The sequence below is a fragment of the Negadavirga shengliensis genome, from assembly GCF_042652345.1.
GTDB classification, from domain to species: Bacteria; Bacteroidota; Bacteroidia; order Cytophagales; family Cyclobacteriaceae; genus Negadavirga; species Negadavirga shengliensis.
Map to the genome: position 1 here is coordinate 383,709 of NZ_JBHSJJ010000005.1, position 24,522 is coordinate 408,230.

The window sequence follows — 24,522 nt, forward strand, 5'->3', positions numbered from 1 at the left end:
AAGCAGGATAGTACAGGATAGAAAATATTGAATTAACCCCTTAATTTATAATCAATAGGAATAATACAGAATTATTATTTACTAGAAGATCATTGTTTAAATCAATTAATCAATAAACCTAATGAATTATGGATAAATATTACCTTAAAAGAGCAAATATTGCTTCTTTATTTTTCCTGCTCTGTCTCATGTTGTCAGGAGCAGGGACGTTCGCCCAGGGGGAACGGACCATCAAGGGAGTGGTCAAGTCTCAGGAGGACATGGAACTGATACCTGGTGTCTCAGTTCTCGTAAAAGGCACCACCAGAGGTACTGTTTCGGATATTGATGGGGAATTTACCCTCCAGGTATCCGATGGAGAGGTGATCGTCGCCAGTTTTATTGGCTATGAAACCAAGGAAGTTCCGGTAACATCGGGGATTACCCAATTGGAAATCCTGCTTAATTCTTCCTATTCAGACCTTGGGGAGGTGGTAGTGGTGGGTTACGGTACCCAGCGAAAATCTGATTTGACCGGTTCGGTAGGCTCGGTAAGTGCCGAAGCCCTGCAGGAACGCCCGGCTGCTTCCCTCAACCAGGCCCTTTCCGGCAGAATACAGGGGGTTAACGTTTCCGTTAATTCAGGCCGTCCCGGGGGAAGGGCAAATATCAGAATCAGGGGAAACACTTCTGTCAGCATTGCCAATGACCCTCTGTATGTGATAGATGGTGTGATCGTCCACTCTACAGGCTTGGCCAATGGCAGTACACCCATAGATTATATCAACCCTAATGACATTGCTTCAGTAGAGGTGTTGAAGGATGCATCCGCTACTGCCATATACGGAGCAAGGGGAGCCAACGGGGTGATCTTGGTGACCACCAAGAGAGGCAGCCAAAAAGGCGGCATCATTACTTATGATACGGATTTTAGCGTGGGCGTATTACCCAGAAAAATTCCTTTGTTAAATTCCGAGGAGTTCTTGAGGGTAGAGGACATTGCTTATCAAAATGCCCAAAAATATGACCCTACAGGTTGGGCAAACGGTATATATCGTGACCCCAGGCTGAAAAGAACAGATCCCAGGTTATTTGACGCCAATGGAAATCCGCTGCATGATACGGACTGGCAGGATGAGTCATTCCGGCAAGCCATCACCCATAATCATCAATTGGCTTTAACCGGTGGAAATGAAAAAGACAGTTACGGCGTGTATTTAGGTCACAGAGACGAACAGGGGCTGATGAGGGGTTCCTGGCTGAAAAGATACTCGGCCAGGTTTGTTTTTGACAGCCAAATAAAGGAATGGCTGAAAGTAGGCGGATCTTTAAGCTATAATGACCAAAAAGAAAGCCAGATAGATCCCCTGGGCGCGGGGGGAATTATTGCCATGAGACAGGTGTTGGAAGCCCTCCCCATTATTCCCGTGAAATACGAGGATGGCAGCTGGGCTGGAAATGCCGATTACCCGGGCATGGAAGGAGGCAATAACCCGCTTCATGTGGTTGAAGACAGGGTCTACGAACTCAGCACGCAAACGGTTTTGGGAAATGTATATGCCAACTTTTACCTGGCGCCGGGCTTGGAGTTCCGCTCTATTTTTGCTACAAACATCATCAATCAGCGGACAGATTATTACGGGGGCCGGGAATTGAATTTCATTGCAAGAAACCAAAGAGGAGACGCATCGGTAATGAACGACAGGCACAATTCCTGGCAGTTTGAAAACTATTTGACCTATAACAAAGAGATTGATGAAAACCAGTCCATCAATGCGCTTTTGGGTGTTTCCTGGCAACATGTGGACCGGTTCCACGCCACTGCCCGCTCCCAGGATTTTGCGGACGATTATTTCAAATTCAATAATCTCGGCGCGGGTGCCAATGTGTTTCAGACACTCTCAGGAAGGAATGCTTATGGATTGAACTCTTATTTCGGAAGGTTTAACTATAACCTCAAGGAAAAATACCTGGCCACTTTTACGGGAAGGATAGATGGTTCTTCCAAATTCGGTGAAGCCAACCGGTATGCTGTATTCCCTTCGGCGGCTTTGGCATGGAGGATTTCAGAGGAAGATTTCCTCAAAGACAGCCGTACCGTATCCAACCTGAAACTGAGAAGCAGTTACGGCGTGACGGGTAACTCTGAAATACCTGCCTACCAGGCTTTGGCAGGTATGGGAAATTATACCGTAATATTCGGCGACCAAAGGGCCATTGGCTTGGGTGTCAACAGGCTGGCAAACCCTGATTTAAGATGGGAAAGAACATTTCAGACCGATGTCGGATTGGAGTTGGGACTTTTCAACAACCGGTTGACCCTGGAGGTTGATCTGTATAGAAAACTGACCAAAGACATGCTGCTCAACGCACCTGTTCCCTCCAGCAGCGGCTACACCCAAGTGACCCAGAACATCGGCAGTATGGAAAACAGGGGCATTGAATTCGCCTTGAATTCTGTCAATATGGTTACCAATGATTTTAAATGGGATACCCATTTCAACATTTCCCTTAATAGAAACAAGGTGCTCGAACTGACCGGCGGAGCGGATATCTTTTCCGGATCAACCATTATCAGAGAGGGGGAACCGGTGAGTTCTTTCTTCGGCTTTGTCCATCAGGGGACCTGGAATTCGGATGAGGCCGACGTAGCGGCCAGTTATGGAAAACTCCCCGGAGACATCAAGTATGAAGATGTAAATGGGGATGGGGTTATCAACGATGATGACCGGGTGATCATCGGTCAGGGTATTCCCAAAGGTTTTGGTACTTTGATGAATACTTTTAGTTACAAAAACTTCGAATTGATGGTGGACTTGCAGTTCATGTACGGAAACAACGTACTATGGAGAAGCAAACATTCAGCTGAAGACCGGCAGGGCATCGCCAACAGTTTCCGGACAGTACTGAATGCCTGGACCCCGGAAAACCAAGATACCAACATTGCGGAGTTGAGGCCATTGACGGCCGGTTACAATACCTTTAATGATTCCGACAGGTCGCAGGATGGTTCTTTCCTGAGGGGAAGAAACCTGTTGTTTGCGTATACCTTTGAGCCTAACTTAATCGAAAAACTCCATTTGAGCAGGTTGAGGGCCTTTGTTTCTGTACAGAATTTCTTTTTGGCTACCAAGTTTCAAGGATATGATCCTGAAGTTTCCACCTCGGGATCTCCCTTTGACCAGGGAGTGGATTTGTATGCCTATCCCAAGCCCAGGGTATTCATGCTCGGTTTGAACATTGGACTTTAATGCTACACCAAATTCTGAAAAAATCATGAAAACATCTAAATATATCCATAAAGTACTGATTCTGACACTCGTTGTTTTTGGTTGGTCATGTAATGACTTTCTCGATGAAGTGGATCAATCCAATTTCACGCTGGAAAACTATTTTACCAGACCGGAACATGCCACCAGTGTGGTGAATTCCATCTACGAAAGTTTAAGGCCTACCATGCAAAGCGGCTTTAATGGCGGCCCGTGGATGATGCTGGAATTTGCCACGGGTTTGGCGGATACAGAATTGGGACAAGCCCAGAACAGCTTGTTTGTAAGGAGTCTGATCAACAATTCGGACAATGCTTATGGGCAGACTTACTGGACCAGTTATTACAGGGGCATCGCCAATGCGAACCTGGCCATCGCCAAGATTCCGGAGATTGAAATGGATGCCGCCGCGCAAAGCAGGTTGTTGGGTGAAGCCAGGTTTTTAAGGGCTTATTATTACTTCGGCTTAATACGGATCTTCGGAAATATTCCGCTTATCACCGAGCCAATAGATCTTTCATCTCCTGAAATGTACCCGGACCCCGCTACCGCCGAGCAAGTTTACAATCAGATCGTGGAGGATTTGACCATAGCGGAGGATTCCGGTTTGCCTTATAAGGAAACCACCGGAAGGGTCTCTTTAGGGGCGGTAAAAAGCATGTTGTCCAGTGTGTACCTGACCATGGCAGGTTATCCATTGCAAAAAGGCCAGGAGTATTATCAGCTTGCTGCGGAAAAAGCCCAGGAGGTGATCCAATCCGGAGAATTCAGCCTTTTCAGCTCCTATGAAAGCCTGCACAATGTAGAGGATAAAAACCAGGGAGAACATATCTTTATGGCGCAGTATGCTGCTTTTATCATGCCCAGTAGCTGGCAGGTATCCATTATTCCCTACAACAGGGGAATAAGTGCATACAATGATGAAACAGGAGGCATTTTTGCCAACGCCAACTTTGTCCGCTCTTTTGAAGAAGGGGACAAACGGGCAGAAGAAAAAGAGTTTTTCTATACCGAATATTCCCTTAGTTCCAACAGAAATACCATATTGCCCTTGGGCGACTATTATCTGTACAAGCACTTTGATGAGGAGGCACAGTTGAGCACCACCAGCAGCGGGCTGAACTGGATGATTTACCGGTATGCCGAGGTGTTGTTGACTTACGCAGAAGCCGCCAATGAAGCATTCGGCCCGACCACAGAGGCCTATGAAGCCGTGAATCAAATCAGGAGAAGGGCTGAACTTCCTGATCTGGAAGGGCTGAGCCAGCAAGAGCTTAGAGAAGCCATCTGGAAAGAAAGATGGGTGGAACTGTGCTATGAAAACAAAACATGGTACGATATGGTCAGGTTAAGAAAGGCGTATAATACCCTTGAAGGTAGATTTGAGGATTTTGTCGGCCATCAGTTTTCCTATGGACCCACACTGCGGGAAAGAGAGCTGCTATTTCCCATCCCCACGGCGGAAATTCGAAACAACGGCAAGCTTACACAAAACCAGGGATATTGATAAGTCCGCGATACACAGACAAAGTGTCTGCTGCGAACCAGTGGCAGGCACAGCGAAAAAAGTGTATCAGCTTTAACTAAAATGGGATATGCCGGGGATATTAAATGTTTCCGGTATATCCCATTAATCATAAAATATTTAAATCTCCCAAAACCATAAAGAATGTTTCGGACAATTTCGCTAATTTATCCCGCAAAATAAAATGACAGTAATGATGACAAGTCCTCCTTTGTTTAAGTTTAAATTTGATTTGAAGCAGGTTTCCCTTCTCCTGTGTTCTTTTTTATTCGTTTCATTGGCTTGCGGCCAGCAGGAAAAGCTTTGGTTGCAGTTTGAAGGAAATTCAGGACCAGGGAAAGGCAAAAAGATAGTCCTGATCAGCGGGGATGATGAATACCGGTCCGAAGAAGGTATGCCCATGATGGCGAAAATTCTTTCCGCCCACCATGGTTTTCATACTACCGTACTTTTCTCCATAGATCCGGAAAAAAATGAGGTGGTGCCCAATTATAAAAACAACATTCCCGGATTAGAACACCTCCGGGATGCTGATTTGGTGATTATGTTGATCCGGTTCAGAGAACTGCCGGATGATCAGATGAAATATATAGATGAATATATTCAGGCGGGTAAACCGATCATCGGGTTACGTACTTCCACCCATGCATTCAATTATGGTAAAGAAAATAAAAGCCCCTATGCCAAATACCACTGGCAAAGTACAGTATCAGAGTGGGAACAAGGTTTTGGACGTAAAATCCTCGGAGAAACGTGGGTAGCCCACCATGGTCACCATGCGGTGGAAGGTACGAGGGCACTTCTGGATGGGATCCAGGCGGAGGCAGGTCATCCTGTTCTGAAGGGTGTTAAGGACATATGGGTAGCCTCTGATGTCTATACCGTAAAGAACCTTGGTGAAGATGCGAAGGTGCTCATCCACGGAATCCCCACCAAAGGGATGGAGCCCGATACCCCGATCAACTGGGGAAAATCGCTCATGCCCATAGCTTGGACGCAGTCCTATACCAGTGAGAAGGGCAACAAGGGGAAGGTTTTTACGAGTACGATGGGCGCTTCGGTTGACCTGGAGAGCGAGGACCTGCGAAGGTTGATTATCAATGCCGCTTATTGGTGCCTGGAAATGGAAAATCAAATTCCTGAGAAAGCCAAAGCGGACATTGTCGGGGACTACAAACCTACTATGTTTGGTTTTGATAATTTCAGATTGGGTATGAAAGTAACTGATTTTGAGTAAAATAAATTGTCTGTAATTCCATTGGGATAGATGAACGGATTTTTGGGTATAAAACCATAAACGTGAAATTACCATGAATAAAATTGGATTCAATGTGTTGGCTTGGTCAGCCGCTGTTTCAGATGATCTTAAACCGGTTATCGACAGATTAAAGAAAATAGGATATGATGGTGTGGAGTTTTTTGTGGGGTCTCCCGACGAAGCAGCATATAAAAATATTGGCGATTATGTAAGGGATATAAATATGGAAACCACTACGGTTTTTGTGTTAGGACCGGATGAAAATCCAATCGATCCTGATCCCCGGGTGAGGAAAAAAAGTATTGAGAAGATTAAATGGACCATAGACAGATCCCATGATTTGGGGGCGCGGGTCATATGCGGTCCTTTTCATTCCGCTTTTTCCACTTTTGCAAAAAGAGCCCCCATAGAAGATGAGTACGAATGGAGTGCAGAGGTTTTAAGGGAGGCGGGAGAGTACGCCCAGCAGGCGGGAATACTGCTTACTCCTGAAGCGTTGAACAGATTTGAATGCTACCTTTGCAACACGATGGGCCAGCTTTCCCATCTTATTGAAAAGGTGGGACATCCCAATGTCCAAGCCATGTTTGATACGCATCACGCCAATATAGAGGAAAAGAAGCTGGGGGATGCACTGAGAAAAATATCTCCGGTTTTAGGCCATGTTCATATCAGTGAAAACGACCGGGGAACTCCGGGTTCCGGCCATGTCCCCTGGGATGAAACCTTTGCGACCTTGGCGGAAATTAAATTTAAAGGATGGCTTACCATAGAGGGGTTTACCCGAAACGATCCTGACTTTGCCAATTCAATCGGGGTATGGAGGGAATTTTCCCAGCCTTGGGAAATGGCTGAAAACGGCTACAAATTCATCAGGGAGATGGGTGAAAAACATGGATTGTGATCCACATATTTATAAATTATTCTACTAACCTCATAAACTCAAAGAAATGTCAAAATTGCCATTCCGCTTTGGTGCGGAAGTTTATACCTGGTTCATGAGCAACAATGGAGAAACGTACAAAGGTCAGCTTGGCCACATGATAGAGGTGATCTCCAAGGCAGGCTTTACGGGAATCCAGCCGATATTTACATGGATGGGTCCATTATCGGACCCACAGCTGCTGGCCGATAAATTACACGAACAGCAAATTGATCTGGCCGCGGTGGCGCTGGCTTTGGACTGGAACGGAACAGAAGAAACAGCCGAAGAAAAAGAGATTGCGGACAATGCCATAAGGCTGTTATCCCAATTCCCCGGTTCTGTTTTATGCACGGTGCAGATTCCTACAGGCAGGCATGATCTGGAAAACCGGAGAAAAAACCTGGTTAATATAGTTAACAAAGTTTCAAAAAGAGCGGCTGATCAAGGTGTGATAAGCAGCTTTCACCCCAATTCACCCCATACTTCCATCACCCGTACTGAAGAAGATTACCGTGTGATTTTGGAGGAACTCGACAGTTCGGTAACCGGCTGGTGTCCGGATGTGGGTCATATCATTAACGGCGATATGGACCCATTGGAGAAGATGAAAGAATATCGGTCGCTGATCAATCATGTCCACTATAAAGATTGGGACGGGAATCCGGAATTTACGTTGATGGGAAAAGGGAAAGTCGACTTCGTGGGGATAACCCAGTGGCTTAAAGATATCGGATTTGACGGATGGATCATTTGTGAAGATGAAGGACAGGAAGCCCTGGACGACCCGGATTTTGTGACTTTGCACGATGGCAAGTGGGTTCATGAACAATTGATACCAAAAATAAAGTAGGGGAAATGCCTGTTATAAAAAGCAACGGAATCAATATATACTATGAGGAAAGGGGACAGGGTGCCCCTTTGCTTCTTATCATGGGAATTACAGCTCCCGGATCAGTATGGGAAAAACATGTGGCAGCATGGGAAAAGCATTTCCGCTGCATTTTGGTGGACAACAGAGGGGTTGGCTTTTCAGATAAGCCCGCTGAACCCTATAGTACCGCCCAAATGGCAGATGACTGCGCCGGATTATTGGATTACCTTCAGCTATCCGATGTACACGTAGTTGGGGTGTCCATGGGTAGCACCATAGCCCAGCAGTTGGCCATCCGCCATCCGAAGATGGTAAAATCAATAGTGCTGATGTGTCCCTGGGCAAGATGTGATAACACCGCCAAAGCGGTATTCGAGCACATGGTGGACTGTAAAGCCAGGTTTCGCCCGGAAGAATTCAGCCGGTTCATCCAACTGCTTATTTTTTCCAAACGTACTTGGGATGATGACCAAGCCTATCAGGCTATGCTTGAAGACAGGCAAAACGCAGCTCAGGATACCAACCCCCAACCTCTGATAGGGCTGGAAGGTCAGGCTGCCGCATGTGTCAATCATGCTGTTCTGGACCAACTTCCAAGCATCACAGCGCCTGTATTGGTGGTAGGGGGAGAAGAGGATATTTTTACGCCGGTGTGGATGGCGGAAGAAGTGGCCAGGGCAATACCGAATGCAGAAATACACCTATATGAAAAAAGCGGACACGCTTTTCACTGGGAAAACCTGAATGATTTTAACGAGAGGGTAATAAATTGGCTTCGCCGCCATGCTTAATCCTTGACAGAGAGAGGGATTTTTCTTCCCTCTTTATGGTATTTTTTGAAGTTTAAATTTGATTTTTAAATACTTTATTTTAGTGGATATTTGATATCTAATATTTTTACACAATATTAACATTTCCTTAACATATTCATAATCATTGTGATTTTTGGTATCCGGATGGAGACCCATAATTACTATTTAATCACCCTAATCATGAAAATCAGGCTCATCCCCAAAGACGCGTTGAAATTGCTACTGGCAGTGGTCTCCATCTTATTGATAATAAACGTTTTAGGAATCATACTTCATTTTAACTTTGAGGGAGCGACCATCACCTGGTATGTGATGAACTATTTTGACTTTAACCAGGAAGCCAATATTCCTGCGTTTTATTCAGCCATAATGCTATTGGTTTCTTCCGTTCTCCTTTTTCTTATTACTTACATCGAGAAGAAGCGCGGAGATAAGTATCTGCCTTGGCTTGGCTTGGCCCTGCTGTTTCTTTTCCTGTCACTTGACGAAGCTACTGAAATCCACGAAGCGCTGATTGGGTTTACAAGAAAACATCTGAATACATCAGGATATTTCCACTACGCCTGGATAATTCCCTACGGCGCGGCGTTAATTGTGATGATATTGATCTATCTTCCCTTTTTTCTGCGTTTACCCCGCAAAGTGTTTAGGTTGTTTGTATTGTCCGGCGCTATATTCGTGACAGGTGCCATCGGTTTTGAGATGTTGGGAGGGAAAGTGATAGAAGAGCAGGGATTCACCGTTGAATATGCCATCTATTACACCTTCGAAGAATTGCTTGAGATGGTAGGCGTGGTGATATTTATTTTTACCTTGCTAGGATACATAGCCAGTCACAGTGAAAGGATTGTATTTGTTTTGGGGGAATCCGATAAATCGGGAACGGAAGAGAAAGAAGCCTTAACCAGCACAGTACAGGATGCATAACAGCGTTTAAAATAATATTTTACGCGGAATGAATTTGTGACAATTAGACCGTGATCTGATGGCTTATTTTAATTTGATTGTTTTCTCTTTTTTATTCTTTTCTCCTTACCCTGTACCTCTTAAATTCAAAAAGCAGGTGATTGCCATGGAGAGTGCGGAATCTGTCGGCGTCTTCGATGTAGATGGTGATGGTGTTCCGGATATTGTTTCCGGCAGCTATTGGTACAAAGGCCCTGAATTTTCCAAAAGACAGTTGATAGGGCAAGTAGAGAGGGTAAATGAATATTTTGATGATTTTTCTACCATTCCTATGGATGTCAACGGTGACGGAAGGATGGATTATATTACCGGAGGCTGGTTTGGACAAACCCTTTATTGGAAAGAAAATCCGGGAAAACCTGTTGACTGGCCGGTCCACAAGATCGCGGGAACCGGTAATGTAGAAACGGTCAGGGCATGGGACGTCACTGGGGATGGTCAGCTGGAAATAGTGCCCAACACACCCAATAAACCTTTAGCATATTACACCTTAATTAGGGACGCTGCGGAAAAAGGAACCGGGGAATTCAAAAGAACGGAGGTAACGGGTACACATGGGCATGGCCTTGGCTTTGGAGATATTAACGGGGATGGAAGGGGTGATTTCGTCATTCCGGAGGGTTGGCTTGAGGCTCCTGAAGACAGAGATAATGGGGAATGGAAACTCCATGAAAGCTTTGAACTGGGAAGTGCAAGCGTACCCATCCTGGTAGAGGATGTGAACGGTGATGGATTCAACGATCTTATTGTGGGCCAAGGGCACGGATATGGCCTTGACTGGTACGAACAGGTAAGGGATGGCGGGGAGATCAGGTTTGTAAAGCATCCCATTGATCCGTTTCAATCCCAATACCACACGATGGCTTGGGTGGACATAGACAATGACGGGCAAAAAGAACTGGTAACCGGAAAAAGGTACAGGGCGCACAATGGCAATGATCCCGGTGCAGATGACCCGTTGGGACTTTATTATTTTAAGTGGAACGGGGAATCATTTACAAAAAATATCATCAGTTATGGCCCTTTTGGGGAAGGCAAAGGTGCAGGGTTGTATTTCTCAGTGGAAGACCTGAATGACTCAGGTTATCAGGATATTGTCGTAGCCGGTAAAGATGGACTTGTGGTATTTTTTAATCTTGGCAATGAATAAAATGGACTTCGGCGGACGGGTTTTCCCAATAGCGTGATAGTGGGAAAATGGTTTTCCTCTTTTGGTTAGGGGTGACTGGTTAACTTTTCGAGGGTCTTATGACGGTCGTTTTAAAAGCGTCATATATGACATAATGATTCCTTAATGCCAGGGAGTTCTTGTATTATCGGGAGATGGATTAATTTTAAGCGTTCAATAAACTCTCTTTATGCTATGAAAAAATTATTATTGATCATCAGTGTAATAACATTATCTATTCATGTGGATGCCCGCCAGCAGGCCACGGGTTTTGTTTACCATGATGCCAATCAAAATGGAAAAAAAGAAAGAAGTGAAAAAGGAATTCCCGGAGTTGCCGTCAGCAACGGTAAGGAGGTGGTTCTGACAGATAACCAGGGGAAATACGTCCTTCCGGTAGATGATGACAATATTATTTTTGTCATCAAACCAAGCAGTTACACAGCACCTTTGGATGAGAATAATCTGCCCCGATATTTCTATATCCATAAACCCAATGGTTCTCCTGATTTGAAGTACAAGGGTGTCGAGCCTACCGGGAGACTTCCTAAATCAGTGGATTTTGCTTTGTATCCCCAGCAGGAGGAGAATAACTTCACCGCTATCGTTTTTGGAGACCCCCAACCCTACACAGAAAAGGAGCTGGAGCTGTTCACCAAAGGCGTGGTGGATAAAGCAACAAAGGAAAAAAAGGCAAGTTTTGGAATCAGCCTGGGTGATTTGGTGGGTGATGATCTGGACCTTCATCCGAAATATGCCCAGGTGATGAGGAATATGGGCCTTCCCTGGTACAATGTGATGGGGAACCATGACATGAATTACGATGCAGAAGTGGACGAGCACGCTGACGAAGCATTTGAGGCTACTTTTGGACCGGCGAATTATGCCTTCAATTATGCAAATGCCCATTTCATCGTTTTGGATGATATTTTATATCCCGATCCCAGGGATGGGCAAGGGTATTGGGGAGGCTTTAGAGAAGACCAGCTGGATTTTGTTGAAAATAACCTCAAATTCGTAGATAAGGACAAATTGGTGGTTTTGGCCTTTCATATCCCTCTTTGGCATGTCAATGAGAATACTTTTAGGAATAGCGACAGGCAGCGATTGTTTGACTTACTGAAAGATTATCCGAATGTGTTGGCCATGTCTGCCCATACGCACCTGCAACGGCAGAATTTTTATTCCGGAAGCGATGGATGGGACGGCGCCCAGCCTTTTCACGAATACAATGCCGGTACTACTTCCGGAGACTGGTATTCGGGAAAACTCAATGCGGAAGGGGTACCGGTGTCCACCATGCGTGATGGCACCCCTAAAGGGTATGCCTTGTTACGCGTGGAAGGGAGTAAATACACCATAGACTATCAGACAATCGGCCAACCTTTGCAACATCAGATTAGACTGTATAATCCCAAAGTGGTCGCCAATAACAGAGGAACCTCTGCAGGGATATTTGCCAACTTTTACATGGGCCATCAAGACAGCAAGGTGGAATACCGTATAGACAACGGGGAATGGAAACCGATGACCTGGGTGGAAGCTGCTGATCCCGATTATACGGCGGGCCTCGTGGAATGGGATCTTGTCGAGGAATTGATGCCGGGAAGAAGGCCATCCAATGCGGTCCCGTCCACGCATCTTTGGAGGGCAGCGATTCCTACTAATTTGTCTTTAGGAAAACACCATATTGAGGTAAGGGCCACCGATATGTTCGGGAGGGTGTTTACGGAAAAAAGCGACTACAGAATAGCGGAACCGGTAGCATATTAAGATAAAGGTTTGTTTTTTTCCTTTTCCCGGGTTGGGTTAAAAATCATACTGATTCATTAAAAAGGACAGCGAGGAACCGGAAGGGGTGATGTGAATTCCCCTTCCGGTTCCTCTTATATTATATTGGGGCTTTGCGTGTGATACTGCCATCAGCTAGTACTTCATCTGCGGCCTTTTAGAGTCTATCCATTGTCTAGGAGGTTAAAGGCTTTAAGTTCATCGTCGATTTTTCTGTTCCAACGTTCCTGTGCCGATTTGTTCATCCCATGGGAGGTTTCTTGGTCATATTGTTCCTGCAACCGGTTCATTTCCCGGTAAGCTTCTAAATAATGGTAGGAAATGACCCTGTCAAAATTATGGGGGAGCAGCTCCAGTTGTGATATTTTTTCCCGCAACCTTTCTGTGACGATTTTGGCGATATCAAAATGCCGTTGTTCATGGTTGAGACCATGCCCATCCGGATTTTGGCCGCGCACCCATGAAGAACTTTTAAGCATGTAGGTTTTCAGGATCAAATCCAGATGGACTTCACCACCCACCACTTTGCTGTTTCCTTCATAAGAAATGCTGGCGAAAATGGAGGCAGCGTACTGGCTAAATCTGGGTCTTCCCCGAAAATCCGTCCATCTTAAGGGTCTTTGGGGGTCATAAAAGACGGTGTCATCATCGTAGTCGTGCCTGTAATCGCGGATCGATACTTTTACGGTTTTGGCCAGTTTTTCATTGACCGGGGCCTCTTTCTCTATCCAGTCGTTGAAATAATTCAATGCATTTCCCAGTGATCGCCTGAACACAGGTTCTATTACTGCATGTTGCCGGGTGCCTCTTTTGTAAGACATGCCTCCCTGAAAATCCAAAAGATGCACAAGATCATCTCCTCTCACCAACTCAAAAGCAAAATCCAAAAATACCTGTCCTTCAACAACGCCTTTTTGATTGTCCACCAGTGTCTCCATAATTTTACAGTCTTTTATTTTCACCACGACCGGCCTTAGGGCCGGGTTTTGGGGAAGACTGTTAAACATAAAGTTTTCCAAGGCCGGTATGGCTCCTCCTTTGAGGTCTACGGTTTGCAACTGGTTGCCACTGCTGATGGATGGGACCAGGAAAGCTACGGGAGAACGGTCCGTACGCTCATCCAAAAGGCCCTTGATATAAAACTCATTCGGGACAAAAAGCTGTTGGGGAACTTTTAACTCGATCGGCTCAAGGTTAGAAAACTGTGCGGCTTTTGCAGGGGCAAGGGATATCAGGACCAAAGCGACCCGTATCAGAAGCACCTGCTGAAGGCTTTTGCCTTTCTGCGGTGGGGAGCATATTCTGAGAGATGAAAGTTGCATCATGTATGGCCTGAATTGACGGGAAGTTATCCCCATAACAATTTTTCAATGATGGCGGTTCTATCCATCCCCCGATGATAAGGTGTGTTCCGGCAAGGGGATTCCGGTTTCCCGGGAGATGATTTCAAGGCTTTTGATGACCTCCCCATTGAGAGGGATTCCGTTTTTTATCCGTTTTGCGTAGGCCAATCTTTCGGGGTCTCCGGGAATCATGACCTTTTCTGCTCCGGGAAGTGGGGGCGTTGCTCTCATGGTTTTGATCCAGTCATCCATATTGCGTTTGAATTCATCCACCTCAATAAATCCATCAATGTCCCAGGCACCGAAGAAATGGCCTATCCCTTTTCCCACCTTGCGCTCAGGCGGGGCCACGTGGATAGCAAAAGGAGTGGCAAACGGCCCCCAGTTTGCCCCGCTCAAGACAGCCGTGAGTACGTCTACCATAGTGGCCAAACAGAAGCCTTTATGCCCGCTACCCTCTTTGGTGCCCCCCAGTGGCAAGAGTGCACCGCCCTCCATCATGGCATCCGGAACCGTAGTAGCGCGACCTTCTTTGTCGATGCACCAGCCCAAAGGAACTTTTTCTCCTTTTCTCTTGGCTATTTCCACTTTCCCATAAGCGACCGTACTGCTCGCAAAATCCACCACCACAGGGGGTTCCTTTTCTGTGGGGAATGCCATCGCAATAGGATTGGTTCCCAACATCTTTTCCTTTCCGTTGAAAGGCGCTACACCTTTAGAGGAGTTGGTCATGGACAGCCCTATCATGTTTTTTGGCAACGCCATGATTGGATAGTATCCGGCAGCACCGTAGTGATTCGTATTGCGGACGGCCACCCATCCGGATCCATGTTTTCCTGCCTTATCCATGGCCATTTCCATGCATTTTGGGCCAATGACCAGCCCCAAACCATTATCCCCGTCCACGGTGGAAACAGAGGTTTTTTCCCGGACAACCCTCATTTTCGGTTTTGGGTTGATCTTCCCGGCTTTTAGCAAGTCATAGTAGGTTTTCAGTCTTGCCACACCATGGGAATCTATGCCATGTTCGTCACTATATGCCAGGACATCTGTCGCGAGTAAGCTGTCCTCATGGGGTAGATCGAAAGAAAGAAATATTTCGGTCATGAAATCCCGAAGGTGTTGGGGTTTAAATAGGTTATCCATGGTTTTATCTTAATAGATCATTGAAGAGGGACTGAATGGGAACAAAAAATCCAGCCTTGAAAAAGGGGCTGGATAGAATATGGTTTGACACTGCAGTTTCAAACAGGATTATTTCAATGGTTTGATCCTGATGTCTTTATAATAAATGACACTTTTTGGATCATGTGCCTGTAGGGCGATGGTTCCACTACTGAGTTTTTTGGGGCTGTCTCCAGCAGGTGATTCCCTGTCTTTTGATTCTACATATTCGTTGATCACTTTGCCGTTGACTTTTACAGTGATCTTATCGCCCTTTACGATGATGTGTTTGGTATACCATTCATTGTCTTCTACAAAAGTTTCCTTGACATCCTTAAAACTGTATACGCTGCCGGTTTTTCTCCAGTCGCCATGCGTCTGGTTTACCTGTATTTCGTAACCTTTTTCGGGCCATCCTCCTTCTTGATATGCCGTGTGGACGAATATGCCTGAATTGGCATTGGGTTCCGTTTTGATTTGGGCCATCAATTCAAAATTTTTGAAATCATGATCCCCAACAGGACCTACATAGAAGAGATGGGCTCTGGGGCCATCTACCTTGATCACGCCGTCTTCGATAGAGAAGGAGTCCGGGTTTTCGCTGGCTTTCCATCCTTCGAAGGTTTTGCCATCAAATATCGTGACCCAGCCTTTTTTGTCAGCTTTTTGACCAAATGCAGTGAAGGAGAGAACAGCGGAAAGTAGTACTAAAACAAATTGTTTCATTATAGTAGAATTGCGGTTTATAGTAATTTAGAAAAGCCAAAGTAGTATTTTAATGCAGATAATTCAAGAACTTTCATACGGATGAAACTATTAATCTTACAGCCCCTCAGCCTCATCATTGTAAATGAAGGTTTTGGGGTTGCCTTTTTTTCTTATGTATCCTCTGTACATACCGGATGAATTAAATGGCATGCTGATGTTTCCCTTACTGTCAATGCAGATAACGCCGCCGCTTCCACCGAAATCAACCATTTGTTCCATAATGACATGATGTGCAGCTTCCTTCAGGGATTTGTTGGCATATTTAATTTGAGATGCGATTTCATGGGCTACCACGTTCCGGATGAAGTACTCTCCGTGACCGGTAGCAGAAACAGCGCAGGTACGGTTATCAGCATAGGTGCCTGCGCCGATAATGGGTACATCTCCAACCCTGCCATAGCGCTTGTTGGTCATGCCCCCGGTACTGGTGGCAGCTGCCACATTGCCCTGCTTGTCCAGGGCCACGGCACCTACAGTGCCAAATTTTTGGTCTTTGAAAAAAGGATCCTCCTCCAATTCCGATAGATGGGAGTGGTCCAGCTGCTGTCTTTCTGTATCTATGATCCTTTGGAGTTGCTGATATCGTTTTTCTTCAAAAAAATAGGAGGGATCAACAATCTCAAGGTGGCGCTCGGCTGCAAATTTTTCCGCACCTTTTCCGGCCATTAAGACATGAGGAGAGTTATCCATGACCTCGAAAGCAGCCTTAATGGGGTTTTTAACGGTTGTGATGCCGGCTACGGCCCCTGCATTTCTGTATTCCCCTTCCATAATCGCCGCATCCATTTCGTTTTTTCCCTCATTGGTAAACACGGACCCTTTGCCTGCATTGAAAAGGGGACTGTCTTCCATCACCATTACCGCTGCTATCACCGCTTCCACTGCGCTTCCCCCATTATCCAGGATAGCATAGCCGGTTTCCAGTGCCTCCTTCAGGACTTCTCTATAAGCTTGCTCCATATCTTCGCTCATGTTTTTTCTGGTGATGGTACCGGCTCCTCCGTGGATTACCAGGGCAGGCCGGCCCTGCTCAAGAGGCGGCCCAAAAGCCTTTTTTTGGAAAGACAAAGCAAATGATGTGAATTCGATTGGCAACAATATGGAGAATAATAGTATGAATTTTAGTAAATTCATGAAATTTAAATTTTTTATTTACAGATTTTATAGCAAAACTTAAAATATATAATAGGTTAAGTTCCTTAGCGTTAAATTAACATAAAAAATTAAAAAAATTAGATTTTTGATTTTAAAAAGCTAAACGTATTTTAGGGAAATTTTTGAGGCCTGCCCCTTGAAAAAGAAACAGATTTATAAATATAATAGTATATGAGCCAGGAAGGAAAAACCAGTTATAGCCAGGAGGAACTCAAGGAATTTGAGGAATTAATCAATGGAAAATTGTTTGTAGCCAGGGAGGAATTGGCCCAGCTGAAACAAACTTTGAGTAAAAAGAACGACAGTGGGACGGACAATACTGCTTCTACATCTAAGTTGCTCGAAGATGGGGCGGATACACTGGAAAGAGAAAACCTCAGCCAGTTGGCTGCCAGACAACAGAAGTTTATCATCAATTTGGAAAATGCCTTGCGCAGGATCAAAAACGGAACCTACGGCGTCTGTGTGGATACCGGAAAACTGATCAGTAAAGAACGACTGAGAGCTGTGCCCCATACCATGCACAGCATTGAAGCAAAATTGGCAAAAAAATAAGGATTGGATTTTCTTCATAAACATATCGAGGCACTGGTGTTTTGTTCGTCTGATCCGCTGGGACTGGAAGATATGCAAAAATGCCTTACGGAAATGTTTGAATCGGAGGTGCCTATGGAACACCTTGAAGAAGCGGTGGTTTCATTGCAGGAAAAATACGGAGCTGATGAATTCGCTTTTGCTTTTGAAAAATCGGGTGGTGGCTACCAGTTTCTCACCAAGCCTGCTTACCAAAGCAGCATATCCATATTGCTCAAGCAACAATCCCAGAAAAGGCTGTCTACCGCGCAATTGGAGACTTTGTCCATCATCGCCTATCGTCAGCCGGTGACCAAATCTGAAGTGGAGCAGATCAGGGGGGTTAATTGCGATTATTCCGTGCAGAAGCTTTTGGAGAAAGAGCTTATTGTCATTAAAGGCAAATCAGAAAGCTTGGGAAGACCTATTCTGTATGGTACAAGCCTGAAATTCATGGATTATTTCGGCATCAATGATATCAGGGATCTGCCTCAGCCCAAAGATTTCAAACCTGAAGAAAACGAAATTGGAGAAAATAAAGATTAGATTTCGTTTGAAACCTGGCATGATGACGGACCTCACACATTGAGATGCCCCGATAGTTACCGGGAGGTGGGGGAAATACGCGAGGAGCTCCCGAATCAAGTTCCTCGAAACCAGTTCCCCGAATCAAGTTCGGGGCAGGCTGGGACAGGCTATGTGGCCATTCAGAAACAATTTTAAACACATGAAAATCCATGGGGCTTTTTCCGTAATATTCCCTTACCTTTGCAAGTCTTTATAAACACCTATAAGTGTTTTGGGGTCAGTGGTTTATTTATTCATCCAATTACAGCAGAGATGCTGCAACAATTATGAGAAATTTCGGAAAAAAGAACAGAAACAGCTTCTCCAAAGAGACCAGAGAGCACAATGGAGATAAGGTAAGGAGAGGCGGCACCTCCCGTTATCCTGACAGGTCCGACAGCAAACCAACTTCCAGAAGCACCTCCCGGGGTAAAAGCAGCGGGAGAAACCCCCGCTTTGACGATCGCGCTGAAAAAAAAGGAGGGCCGCGTAAACGAGATGATTTTCCGGAACAGCGAAAATCCCGTTTTGCAGGGGATATGCCGGAGAAAAAGCCACAATATGATATAAAGGCTATACAAAAAGGAGCTCCGCAGGGTGACGAAATAAGGCTTAACAGATACATAGCCAATGCAGGTGTCTGTTCAAGAAGGGAAGCTGATGCGCTGATCGGGAAAGGAGAAATATCAGTCAATGGCAAGGTAGTTACCGAACTTGGTCTGAAGGTGAAGCGAAGTGATAAGGTAGCTTATAGGGGGAGGTTTTTAAATCCTGAAAAGCCGGTCTACCTGTTACTCAATAAGCCAAAAGATTACATCACCACTACGGATGACCCTTTTGAACGAAAGACGGTCATGAGACTGATAGAAAATGCCTGCGAAGAAAGGGTGTTTCCTGTAGGAAGGCTTGACCGGAATACCACAGGCCTTTTATTGTTTACCAATGACGGTGAACTTTCCGATAAGCTCACCCATCCTTCCAATGAAATCAAAAAGATCTATCAGGTGACATTGGACAAGCCGCTCACTAAAAACGACCTTGAGCTTATTCTGGAAGGGGTGGAATTGGAGGACGGCAAAGCTGAAGTTGATGACTTACAGGTGTTGTCGAAAGACAAGACCATCCTGGGCCTCGAGATTCATTCCGGTAAAAACAGGATTGTTCGAAGGATTTTTGCCCATTTTGGTTATGATGTGGTGGCCTTGGACCGGGTAATGTTTGCCGGATTGAGCAAGAAAGACATTCCGAGGGGGAAATACAGGTTTCTGTCTGAAAAAGAGGTCATCAACCTGAAATATATGAATAAGCATAAAAACAGAAAGCGGAATTAAAAAACCGCTTTTTTGTTTTTAGCACGATATTTGGCTGACGTTTTACCTTACCCAACTCTTGTCCATTGTGAAAGCTATTTGGAAAGGTGTAATATTGGCCGAATCAGAAGAAACCAAGTGTTTGGAAAACAATCACTATTTCCCCCAAAATACCATCAAGAGGGAATTTTTTGAAATGTCCACCAATACCTCTGAATGCCCTTGGAACGGTACCGTCCATTATTATCATATAAGGGTCGGTAAAAAATTGAACAGAGACGCAGCTTGGTTTTATCCCAGTCCTAAAACATTGGCCAGTGAGTTTAAAGATTATGTGGCTTTTTGGAAGGGGGTTAAAATTGAAAAGTGAATATTTTACAACACAGCACCTATGAAACATTATGATGCCATCATCATCGGGGCAGGACAGGCGGGCATGCCTTTGGCCAGAAGCATCAGTAAAAAAGGGTTAAAAGTAGCACTTATAGAGAAAAGGGCGATAGGCGGTACTTGTATCAATGACGGTTGCTCGCCCACAAAAACCATGGTAGCCTCTGCAAGAGTAGCCCATTTGGTTAGCCGGGCTTCTGACTTTGGCGTTTACGTGGATGGATACCGGGTTGACCAAAAGAAAGTAAAATCACGAAAAAACCATATTGTGGAACTTTTTAGGGGTGGGGCGGAAAAGGCCCTCGAAAAAGCGGAAAATGTGGACATTATCATGGGCCAGGCGGTACTTAAAGATAAGCGTACCGTGGAGGTTCAGAGGGAAACAGGCGAAGTTTTTGAACTCAAAGCGGATAAAATTTTCATCGATACAGGATCCGAACCGGATATTCCGGAAGTGGATGGTTTGGAGAGTGTCCCGTATTTGGACAGCACGAGTATCATGGAATTGGAGGAAACCCCCGAGCACCTTATCATTTTGGGAGGAGGATATATAGGACTGGAATTCGGACAAATGTTCCGCCGTTTTGGCAGCAATGTGACCATAATGGACGTGGCGCCAAGATTGGTGCCCAAAGAAGATAAGGATGTGTGTGAGGAGATTGCGCGTATTTTTAATGAGGAAAATATAGCAACCGTTTTTGATGTAAAGGTCACCCGAGTGGCTTATTCCCAAGAGGAAATAACGCTTTTTTATGAAGGGGATAGTGGCGCTGCAGAAATAAAGGGAAGCCATTTACTGATTTCCACCGGCAGAAAGCCTTCAACCGCATCCTTGGGCTTGGAAGAGACAGGAGTAAAGCTTACTGACAGAGGACATATTTGGATAGATGGCTCTTACCAAACATCAGTGGATGGGATATATGCCCTAGGGGATGTGGCAGGTTCACCACCCTTTACCCATATGGCCTATCACGATGCACATTTGGTCTTTCAGCAAATCTATGAAGGGGTTAACCTGGATCCAAACGGGAGAGTAGTCCCTTATTGTGTGTTTATCGATCCCCAACTGGCCAGAATAGGGCTGAATGAGCAGCAGGCCAAAGAAAAAGGGATGGATTATAAAATCGGGAAGTTCTTGATGAGGCATGCCGGCAGGGCATTGGAGGTAGATGAAACAAATGGTTTTTTTAAAGTATTGGTAGATCCCGGCAGCAAGAAAATCCTTGGAGCTACGGTACTCAGCATAGATGGGGGAGAAGTCATGGCCGTTCTCCAAATGGCGATGGTGGGAGGGGTTACCTACGACAAGATAAGTAATTTACCTATTGCCCATCCCACGCTCGCAGAAAGCCTCAACAACCTCATGGGGCAGATAAAATGAAACCACACAACTGTGTTACTTTTATCATCGGATTGTTTAAAAACCCCGAGAGCGATCCATCGTAGGCAATTGGAATTTTCGGTTGATACTACCATTCAATCACCATTGATCCAATCTATAAATTCGGGGAGAGTAGGCTGGTTAATGTTTTTTTAAGGTGTTAAAGAACCTTTATTGTGTTTTTTATATTCAAATTTTTGCTTTACTAACGCAGGTATTTTCAGATCATATTAAAAATCACCCCAATGGGTGATGTGATCCAAAAGTAAAATATTCAATTTTATACCCGTGGGAGAGGCATATTTTTCTCTGTCGGCCGGCCTCAACAATGCATGTTTCCTTCAATTTGGCCTGTGGGCCGATATAGGTTTTGTGTGCTCATGGTAGTCTCAAGTGGTAAAAAACAAAGGATTACATGAGCGATGGGTACCCATATGTTGTGGGGGAATCAATTCTATCTTTTATTAAAAACAACTTAAAAACTTAATAATTATGAAATACTTTAATTTCAGTCGTGTAATATATGTGTTTACTGCAGTTCTTTTCTTTACGGCATCGTTTAGTGGCTGCATGAATGAAACATTGGAAGGTCCTGGTCTTGAAGACCAGGAGGCAGCCGTCTCCGACGATTTCCATGAGATGGGGGGAGAGTATCTAAGGATCAGTCCTGCCGAACAAAACAAAATCTTAGCCGGAATCCGGGGTGCCACCGCAAAATACCACCGCCTCGAAGTAGCCGAGGCTTCCGGATATGATTTGGATACGCATTGTGTGGAAGTTCCCGGCTTAGGGGGGATGGGACATCACGCGGTCAATTTCGTCCTGATCGATGGAGAGGTGAATCCCTTAATGCCTGAGGTATTGGTATATGAACCTTCAAAAAACGGGAAGTACCAACTCGTGGCTGTTGAATACCTGGTGGATGCCGGGGCTTGGCATGGGGAGGATGAGGACCGGGAGCCGCCAATGATTGGCGGTGTTCCTTTTGATGACCACCGCAACTTTCTGGAAAAAGGAGGGCCTCCTTTTCCCCACTACCAATTGCATATCTGGGTTTGGAAAAATAACCCAAACGGTCTGTATGCACCCTTTAACCCCAATGTGAAATGCCCATAAACGATGGCTTTTTGTAGGGCAAGAAATCAACCGCCTCTAGAACTGAGCTGATCTACCATAGGGGGGGGATTGAACCCTGAAATTGTTTCAAGGTTCGGTCCCCTGTTTTTAACTGAAATAGTTTGTGAGTAGCATAGGGATTTCCTATTTGGTGATTTTCGCGAGGGTTTTTTTATCAAAACTTCCCTCCAGTTCAATAACCATATATTCTTTATCCGCTTTTGACCTTATCATCACTACGAGGCCCTTCATTTGATTTTTACCTGTAGAATAAATAGCGACTCCACTGTCTTTTTCGCTGGTTTCCATCAGAAGATCAAATTTTTCTTTCTTTAAGCCTTCGGATAAATTCCGAAAATCCGCTTTTGCATCACTCGCCGTGGTAGGCAATTTGAACAGCCTTACCCGCTCCAGGGACTCCGTGATGGTTTCCAGATTGACTTCGTCAAAGTTGATGTTCCATCCCTTGGCAAAATCGAGAAAATTGCCCGCCAAATCCATGTGGAAAAAATCCTTGTCCTCCTTGTATTTGTTGTAAAGCTTATCCACACTTTTGCTTTGTGCCTGCACCATCAACGGGAGGCACAGCAGGATCCCAACCGCCAAAAAGGTCTTTAAAGTTGTCATAGTTTTGTAAATTTATGTGTTAATTGGTTTTATTGGAACGGTATTCATTCATGCCTGGCAGATTGGTTTTTTCCGAAAGCAGGTGAAGATCTTCATAAGTAAATGTCCCTGTCATACTCAAAAGCGTGAAGTCATTTTCTGTTCCGGACACCATTAATAGTTCCCGGATTTTCCCGTTTTCTTCTCTGACCATGAATTTAAGGGACTGGCTCTTGTCCTTAATGTCCATAAGTTCCTCATAACGGTTTTTGTTAAGGGTTTGGATGGCTTCCTCAAACATCTGGTTTCCCCTGACCTTTTCGCCGTTTAGAATCCGGATGCCTCTGATTTTGGACACCAATTCCCCGAGTTTTTGGGCATCCTGATCTGAGTCCTCGGTGGCGGATTTGAGAAAGCCACCCGCCATTTGCATCATTTTCGGACTGATATATACTCGGGAAAACCGGTCGTCTTCCATGTATTTTGAATAGAATTTTTCTATCGCGTCATCCTGGGCCTGGATTTGAAAACAAACTGCCCATAACATCAACCATATGTACCTTTTCATTTTTCAGGTTGTTTTGTGTTTTCCTCTATATACCACTCTGTGGTAATCCCAAGATGCTGGAGTTGGCGCAAAGGCGCTAATTCTTCTTTGCCTTTGTGCAGGTTTTTTTGGAGCAGCGCCAGTGCCTCCACGACCTGGAGGTAAGCCTCTTCCTGCTGCCGGTCCTGGTGTTTTTGATATTGCAAAAAGACCAGTAGGGACACCAATATCACCGCAAGAGAAGCGGCGATCTTCCCGTAAATGGAAACCGGTTTTTTCCGTTTGAGCGTGATTTTGGAAGGATATTCTTTTTTAAAATCATCCAGCGCTGAAAAGAATTCTTTTTCATTATGATGTTCCGGTGATCTGCGGATCAATTCACGGAGTAAGGTTTCTTCCTGTAGGCTGGTTTTCCCCTTCCAGTATTTTTCCAATAACTTATCCAATGGTTCTTGCATGGTTTGTCAAGTAGTTTTTTAATTTTTTTCTGGCGCGATGCAGGCTGATTTTTACCTGTTCTTCGGATATTTCCAGGTAAGCTGCTATTTCCAGATAGGTCAGCCCTTCCACCTCTCTCAGATAGAAAACCTCTTTTTGCTTGTCTGAAAGCCTGTCCAGGAAATGAAACACCCTTTGGATAGCATCTGCGGTTTCCTGTGTTGAAGGGGTTTCCATCGGAGAAGGTTCGTGATCATCCAGTTTTTCCCATCGTCGCCCGTCCCTGATTTTTTGGTACACTTCATTTTTGAGGGTTCGGACCATCCATCCCGTTGGATTGATCATTTGGGAAAGCTGCTCCCTATACACAAATCCTTTAGTCAAGGCCTCCTGGACCGCATCATGTGCATTGTCCCGGTCTTTTAGCCATAGCAAAGCCATTCTGTACAGCTTGTTTTTTAAAGGCCAGATCTTCGCTTCAAAAAAGGACTTCATGTATGAAGATAATGAGCGGGAATCCATAAAGTTACACTTCATGGAAAAAAAATATTTCCCTGTTCAATCACTCCTTCCGCAGATTATTGAATTAATAATGGTATG

At 45.0% G+C, this 24,522-nt stretch carries 23 protein-coding genes; 15 read left to right on the forward strand and 8 right to left on the reverse strand.

All coding sequences use genetic code 11. The features are described from left to right. The first annotated feature begins 128 nt into the window (after window positions 1-128). From ACFPFU_RS11505 to ACFPFU_RS11545, 9 genes are all read left to right on the forward strand, one after another. A complete protein-coding gene (locus tag ACFPFU_RS11505) occupies window positions 129-3,230 on the forward strand; it encodes a SusC/RagA family TonB-linked outer membrane protein (RefSeq protein WP_377064607.1) in 3,102 nt (1,033 codons plus the stop codon). 25 nt (window positions 3,231-3,255) lie between these two features. After that, complete coding sequence (locus ACFPFU_RS11510) at window positions 3,256-4,755, forward strand: RagB/SusD family nutrient uptake outer membrane protein (protein ID WP_377064609.1); 1,500 nt, start codon at window positions 3,256-3,258, stop codon at window positions 4,753-4,755. Window positions 4,756-4,966: 211 nt separating this feature from the next. Then, a complete protein-coding gene (locus ACFPFU_RS11515; protein ID WP_377064611.1) occupies window positions 4,967-6,010 on the forward strand; it encodes a ThuA domain-containing protein in 1,044 nt (347 codons plus the stop codon). A 73-nt stretch (window positions 6,011-6,083) separates the two neighbouring features. Next, the gene (locus ACFPFU_RS11520; RefSeq protein WP_377064613.1) at window positions 6,084-6,935 is read left to right on the forward strand and encodes a sugar phosphate isomerase/epimerase family protein; all 852 of its coding nucleotides are present in this window, start codon (window positions 6,084-6,086) and stop codon (window positions 6,933-6,935) included. 46 nt (window positions 6,936-6,981) lie between these two features. After that, window positions 6,982-7,806: a sugar phosphate isomerase/epimerase family protein gene (locus ACFPFU_RS11525; RefSeq protein ID WP_377064614.1), complete on the forward strand. Its 825-nt coding sequence runs from the start codon at window positions 6,982-6,984 to the stop codon at window positions 7,804-7,806. Window positions 7,807-7,811: 5 nt separating this feature from the next. Continuing rightward, a complete protein-coding gene (locus ACFPFU_RS11530) occupies window positions 7,812-8,618 on the forward strand; it encodes an alpha/beta fold hydrolase (RefSeq protein WP_377064615.1) in 807 nt (268 codons plus the stop codon). A gap of 201 nt (window positions 8,619-8,819) precedes the next feature. Continuing rightward, window positions 8,820-9,566: a multidrug transporter gene (locus ACFPFU_RS11535; RefSeq protein ID WP_377064617.1), complete on the forward strand. Its 747-nt coding sequence runs from the start codon at window positions 8,820-8,822 to the stop codon at window positions 9,564-9,566. A 58-nt stretch (window positions 9,567-9,624) separates the two neighbouring features. Next, complete coding sequence (locus tag ACFPFU_RS11540; protein WP_377064619.1) at window positions 9,625-10,755, forward strand: FG-GAP repeat domain-containing protein; 1,131 nt, start codon at window positions 9,625-9,627, stop codon at window positions 10,753-10,755. A gap of 213 nt (window positions 10,756-10,968) precedes the next feature. Next, complete coding sequence (locus ACFPFU_RS11545) at window positions 10,969-12,546, forward strand: calcineurin-like phosphoesterase C-terminal domain-containing protein (RefSeq protein ID WP_377064621.1); 1,578 nt, start codon at window positions 10,969-10,971, stop codon at window positions 12,544-12,546. Window positions 12,547-12,728: 182 nt separating this feature from the next. Here ACFPFU_RS11545 and ACFPFU_RS11550 read toward each other — a convergent pair whose 3' ends face one another. From ACFPFU_RS11550 to ACFPFU_RS11565, 4 genes are all read right to left on the reverse strand, one after another. Next, entirely contained in the window at window positions 12,729-13,889 is a 1,161-nt protein-coding gene (locus tag ACFPFU_RS11550; protein ID WP_377064623.1) for a hypothetical protein, read from the reverse strand. Window positions 13,890-13,946: 57 nt separating this feature from the next. Beyond that, window positions 13,947-15,053: an Ldh family oxidoreductase gene (locus tag ACFPFU_RS11555; protein WP_377064625.1), complete on the reverse strand. Its 1,107-nt coding sequence runs from the start codon at window positions 15,051-15,053 to the stop codon at window positions 13,947-13,949. Window positions 15,054-15,161: 108 nt separating this feature from the next. After that, the gene (locus tag ACFPFU_RS11560; protein WP_377064627.1) at window positions 15,162-15,797 is read right to left on the reverse strand and encodes a 3-keto-disaccharide hydrolase; all 636 of its coding nucleotides are present in this window, start codon (window positions 15,795-15,797) and stop codon (window positions 15,162-15,164) included. A 96-nt stretch (window positions 15,798-15,893) separates the two neighbouring features. After that, on the reverse strand, window positions 15,894-16,973 hold the full coding sequence (locus ACFPFU_RS11565) for an isoaspartyl peptidase/L-asparaginase family protein (RefSeq protein ID WP_377064629.1): 1,080 nt from the start codon (window positions 16,971-16,973) through the stop codon (window positions 15,894-15,896). A 192-nt stretch (window positions 16,974-17,165) separates the two neighbouring features. Between ACFPFU_RS11565 and ACFPFU_RS11570 the strand changes: the two genes are divergently transcribed. The 6 genes from ACFPFU_RS11570 (at window position 17,166) to ACFPFU_RS11595 (ending at window position 22,331) form a co-directional block, all read left to right on the forward strand. After that, a complete protein-coding gene (locus ACFPFU_RS11570) occupies window positions 17,166-17,549 on the forward strand; it encodes a TraR/DksA family transcriptional regulator (protein WP_377064631.1) in 384 nt (127 codons plus the stop codon). Between the two features lie 3 nt (window positions 17,550-17,552). Beyond that, a complete protein-coding gene (scpB, locus tag ACFPFU_RS11575) occupies window positions 17,553-18,113 on the forward strand; it encodes an SMC-Scp complex subunit ScpB (protein WP_377064633.1) in 561 nt (186 codons plus the stop codon). Between the two features lie 308 nt (window positions 18,114-18,421). Continuing rightward, window positions 18,422-19,465, forward strand: a complete 1,044-nt coding sequence (locus tag ACFPFU_RS11580) for a pseudouridine synthase (protein ID WP_377064635.1) — start codon at window positions 18,422-18,424, stop codon at window positions 19,463-19,465. Window positions 19,466-19,532: 67 nt separating this feature from the next. Then, window positions 19,533-19,814: a DUF427 domain-containing protein gene (locus ACFPFU_RS11585; RefSeq protein WP_377064637.1), complete on the forward strand. Its 282-nt coding sequence runs from the start codon at window positions 19,533-19,535 to the stop codon at window positions 19,812-19,814. A 21-nt stretch (window positions 19,815-19,835) separates the two neighbouring features. Further along, window positions 19,836-21,215: a dihydrolipoyl dehydrogenase gene (gene lpdA, locus ACFPFU_RS11590; RefSeq protein ID WP_377064639.1), complete on the forward strand. Its 1,380-nt coding sequence runs from the start codon at window positions 19,836-19,838 to the stop codon at window positions 21,213-21,215. A 492-nt stretch (window positions 21,216-21,707) separates the two neighbouring features. Then, on the forward strand, window positions 21,708-22,331 hold the full coding sequence (locus ACFPFU_RS11595; RefSeq protein WP_377064641.1) for a hypothetical protein: 624 nt from the start codon (window positions 21,708-21,710) through the stop codon (window positions 22,329-22,331). A 144-nt stretch (window positions 22,332-22,475) separates the two neighbouring features. On the opposite strand, the gene ACFPFU_RS11600 is transcribed toward ACFPFU_RS11595, so the two are convergent. From ACFPFU_RS11600 to ACFPFU_RS11615, 4 genes are read right to left on the reverse strand one after another with little or no spacing between them, the layout of a single operon-like run. Further along, a complete protein-coding gene (locus ACFPFU_RS11600) occupies window positions 22,476-22,958 on the reverse strand; it encodes a DUF4252 domain-containing protein (RefSeq protein ID WP_377064643.1) in 483 nt (160 codons plus the stop codon). Window positions 22,959-22,977: 19 nt separating this feature from the next. Next, window positions 22,978-23,505 carry a DUF4252 domain-containing protein gene (locus ACFPFU_RS11605; RefSeq protein ID WP_377064645.1) on the reverse strand — a complete coding sequence of 176 codons (528 nt, stop codon included), beginning with the start codon at window positions 23,503-23,505 and terminating at the stop codon, window positions 22,978-22,980. Continuing rightward, entirely contained in the window at window positions 23,502-23,942 is a 441-nt protein-coding gene (locus ACFPFU_RS11610) for a hypothetical protein (protein WP_377064647.1), read from the reverse strand. Before ACFPFU_RS11610 ends, ACFPFU_RS11605 begins: the two co-directional genes overlap by 4 nt. Next, window positions 23,923-24,459 carry an RNA polymerase sigma factor gene (locus ACFPFU_RS11615; RefSeq protein WP_377064649.1) on the reverse strand — a complete coding sequence of 179 codons (537 nt, stop codon included), beginning with the start codon at window positions 24,457-24,459 and terminating at the stop codon, window positions 23,923-23,925. The genes ACFPFU_RS11610 and ACFPFU_RS11615 overlap by 20 nt, the downstream gene beginning before the upstream one ends. Window positions 24,460-24,522 lie beyond the last annotated feature (63 nt).

Excerpts from the sequence above, each read along its gene's own strand:
- ACFPFU_RS11605 (WP_377064645.1), bottom strand. The coding sequence starts at position 23,505 with ATGAAAAGGTACATATGGTTGATGTTATGGGCAGTTTGTTTTCAAATC.
- ACFPFU_RS11525 (WP_377064614.1), top strand. The coding sequence starts at position 6,982 with ATGTCAAAATTGCCATTCCGCTTTGGTGCGGAAGTTTATACCTGGTTC.
- ACFPFU_RS11530 (WP_377064615.1), top strand. The coding sequence starts at position 7,812 with ATGCCTGTTATAAAAAGCAACGGAATCAATATATACTATGAGGAAAGG.
- ACFPFU_RS11570 (WP_377064631.1), top strand. The coding sequence starts at position 17,166 with ATGAGCCAGGAAGGAAAAACCAGTTATAGCCAGGAGGAACTCAAGGAA.
- ACFPFU_RS11600 (WP_377064643.1), bottom strand. The coding sequence starts at position 22,958 with ATGACAACTTTAAAGACCTTTTTGGCGGTTGGGATCCTGCTGTGCCTC.
- ACFPFU_RS11520 (WP_377064613.1), top strand. The coding sequence starts at position 6,084 with ATGAATAAAATTGGATTCAATGTGTTGGCTTGGTCAGCCGCTGTTTCA.
- ACFPFU_RS11550 (WP_377064623.1), bottom strand. The coding sequence starts at position 13,889 with ATGATGCAACTTTCATCTCTCAGAATATGCTCCCCACCGCAGAAAGGC.
- ACFPFU_RS11545 (WP_377064621.1), top strand. The coding sequence starts at position 10,969 with ATGAAAAAATTATTATTGATCATCAGTGTAATAACATTATCTATTCAT.
- ACFPFU_RS11510 (WP_377064609.1), top strand. The coding sequence starts at position 3,256 with ATGAAAACATCTAAATATATCCATAAAGTACTGATTCTGACACTCGTT.
- lpdA (WP_377064639.1), top strand. The coding sequence starts at position 19,836 with ATGAAACATTATGATGCCATCATCATCGGGGCAGGACAGGCGGGCATG.
- ACFPFU_RS11515 (WP_377064611.1), top strand. The coding sequence starts at position 4,967 with ATGATGACAAGTCCTCCTTTGTTTAAGTTTAAATTTGATTTGAAGCAG.
- ACFPFU_RS11535 (WP_377064617.1), top strand. The coding sequence starts at position 8,820 with ATGAAAATCAGGCTCATCCCCAAAGACGCGTTGAAATTGCTACTGGCA.
- ACFPFU_RS11505 (WP_377064607.1), top strand. The coding sequence starts at position 129 with ATGGATAAATATTACCTTAAAAGAGCAAATATTGCTTCTTTATTTTTC.
- ACFPFU_RS11615 (WP_377064649.1), bottom strand. The coding sequence starts at position 24,459 with ATGAAGTGTAACTTTATGGATTCCCGCTCATTATCTTCATACATGAAG.
- ACFPFU_RS11555 (WP_377064625.1), bottom strand. The coding sequence starts at position 15,053 with ATGGATAACCTATTTAAACCCCAACACCTTCGGGATTTCATGACCGAA.
- ACFPFU_RS11580 (WP_377064635.1), top strand. The coding sequence starts at position 18,422 with ATGAGAAATTTCGGAAAAAAGAACAGAAACAGCTTCTCCAAAGAGACC.
- ACFPFU_RS11565 (WP_377064629.1), bottom strand. The coding sequence starts at position 16,973 with ATGAATTTACTAAAATTCATACTATTATTCTCCATATTGTTGCCAATC.
- ACFPFU_RS11610 (WP_377064647.1), bottom strand. The coding sequence starts at position 23,942 with ATGCAAGAACCATTGGATAAGTTATTGGAAAAATACTGGAAGGGGAAA.
- ACFPFU_RS11560 (WP_377064627.1), bottom strand. The coding sequence starts at position 15,797 with ATGAAACAATTTGTTTTAGTACTACTTTCCGCTGTTCTCTCCTTCACT.
- ACFPFU_RS11540 (WP_377064619.1), top strand. The coding sequence starts at position 9,625 with ATGGCTTATTTTAATTTGATTGTTTTCTCTTTTTTATTCTTTTCTCCT.
- ACFPFU_RS11595 (WP_377064641.1), top strand. The coding sequence starts at position 21,708 with ATGAAATACTTTAATTTCAGTCGTGTAATATATGTGTTTACTGCAGTT.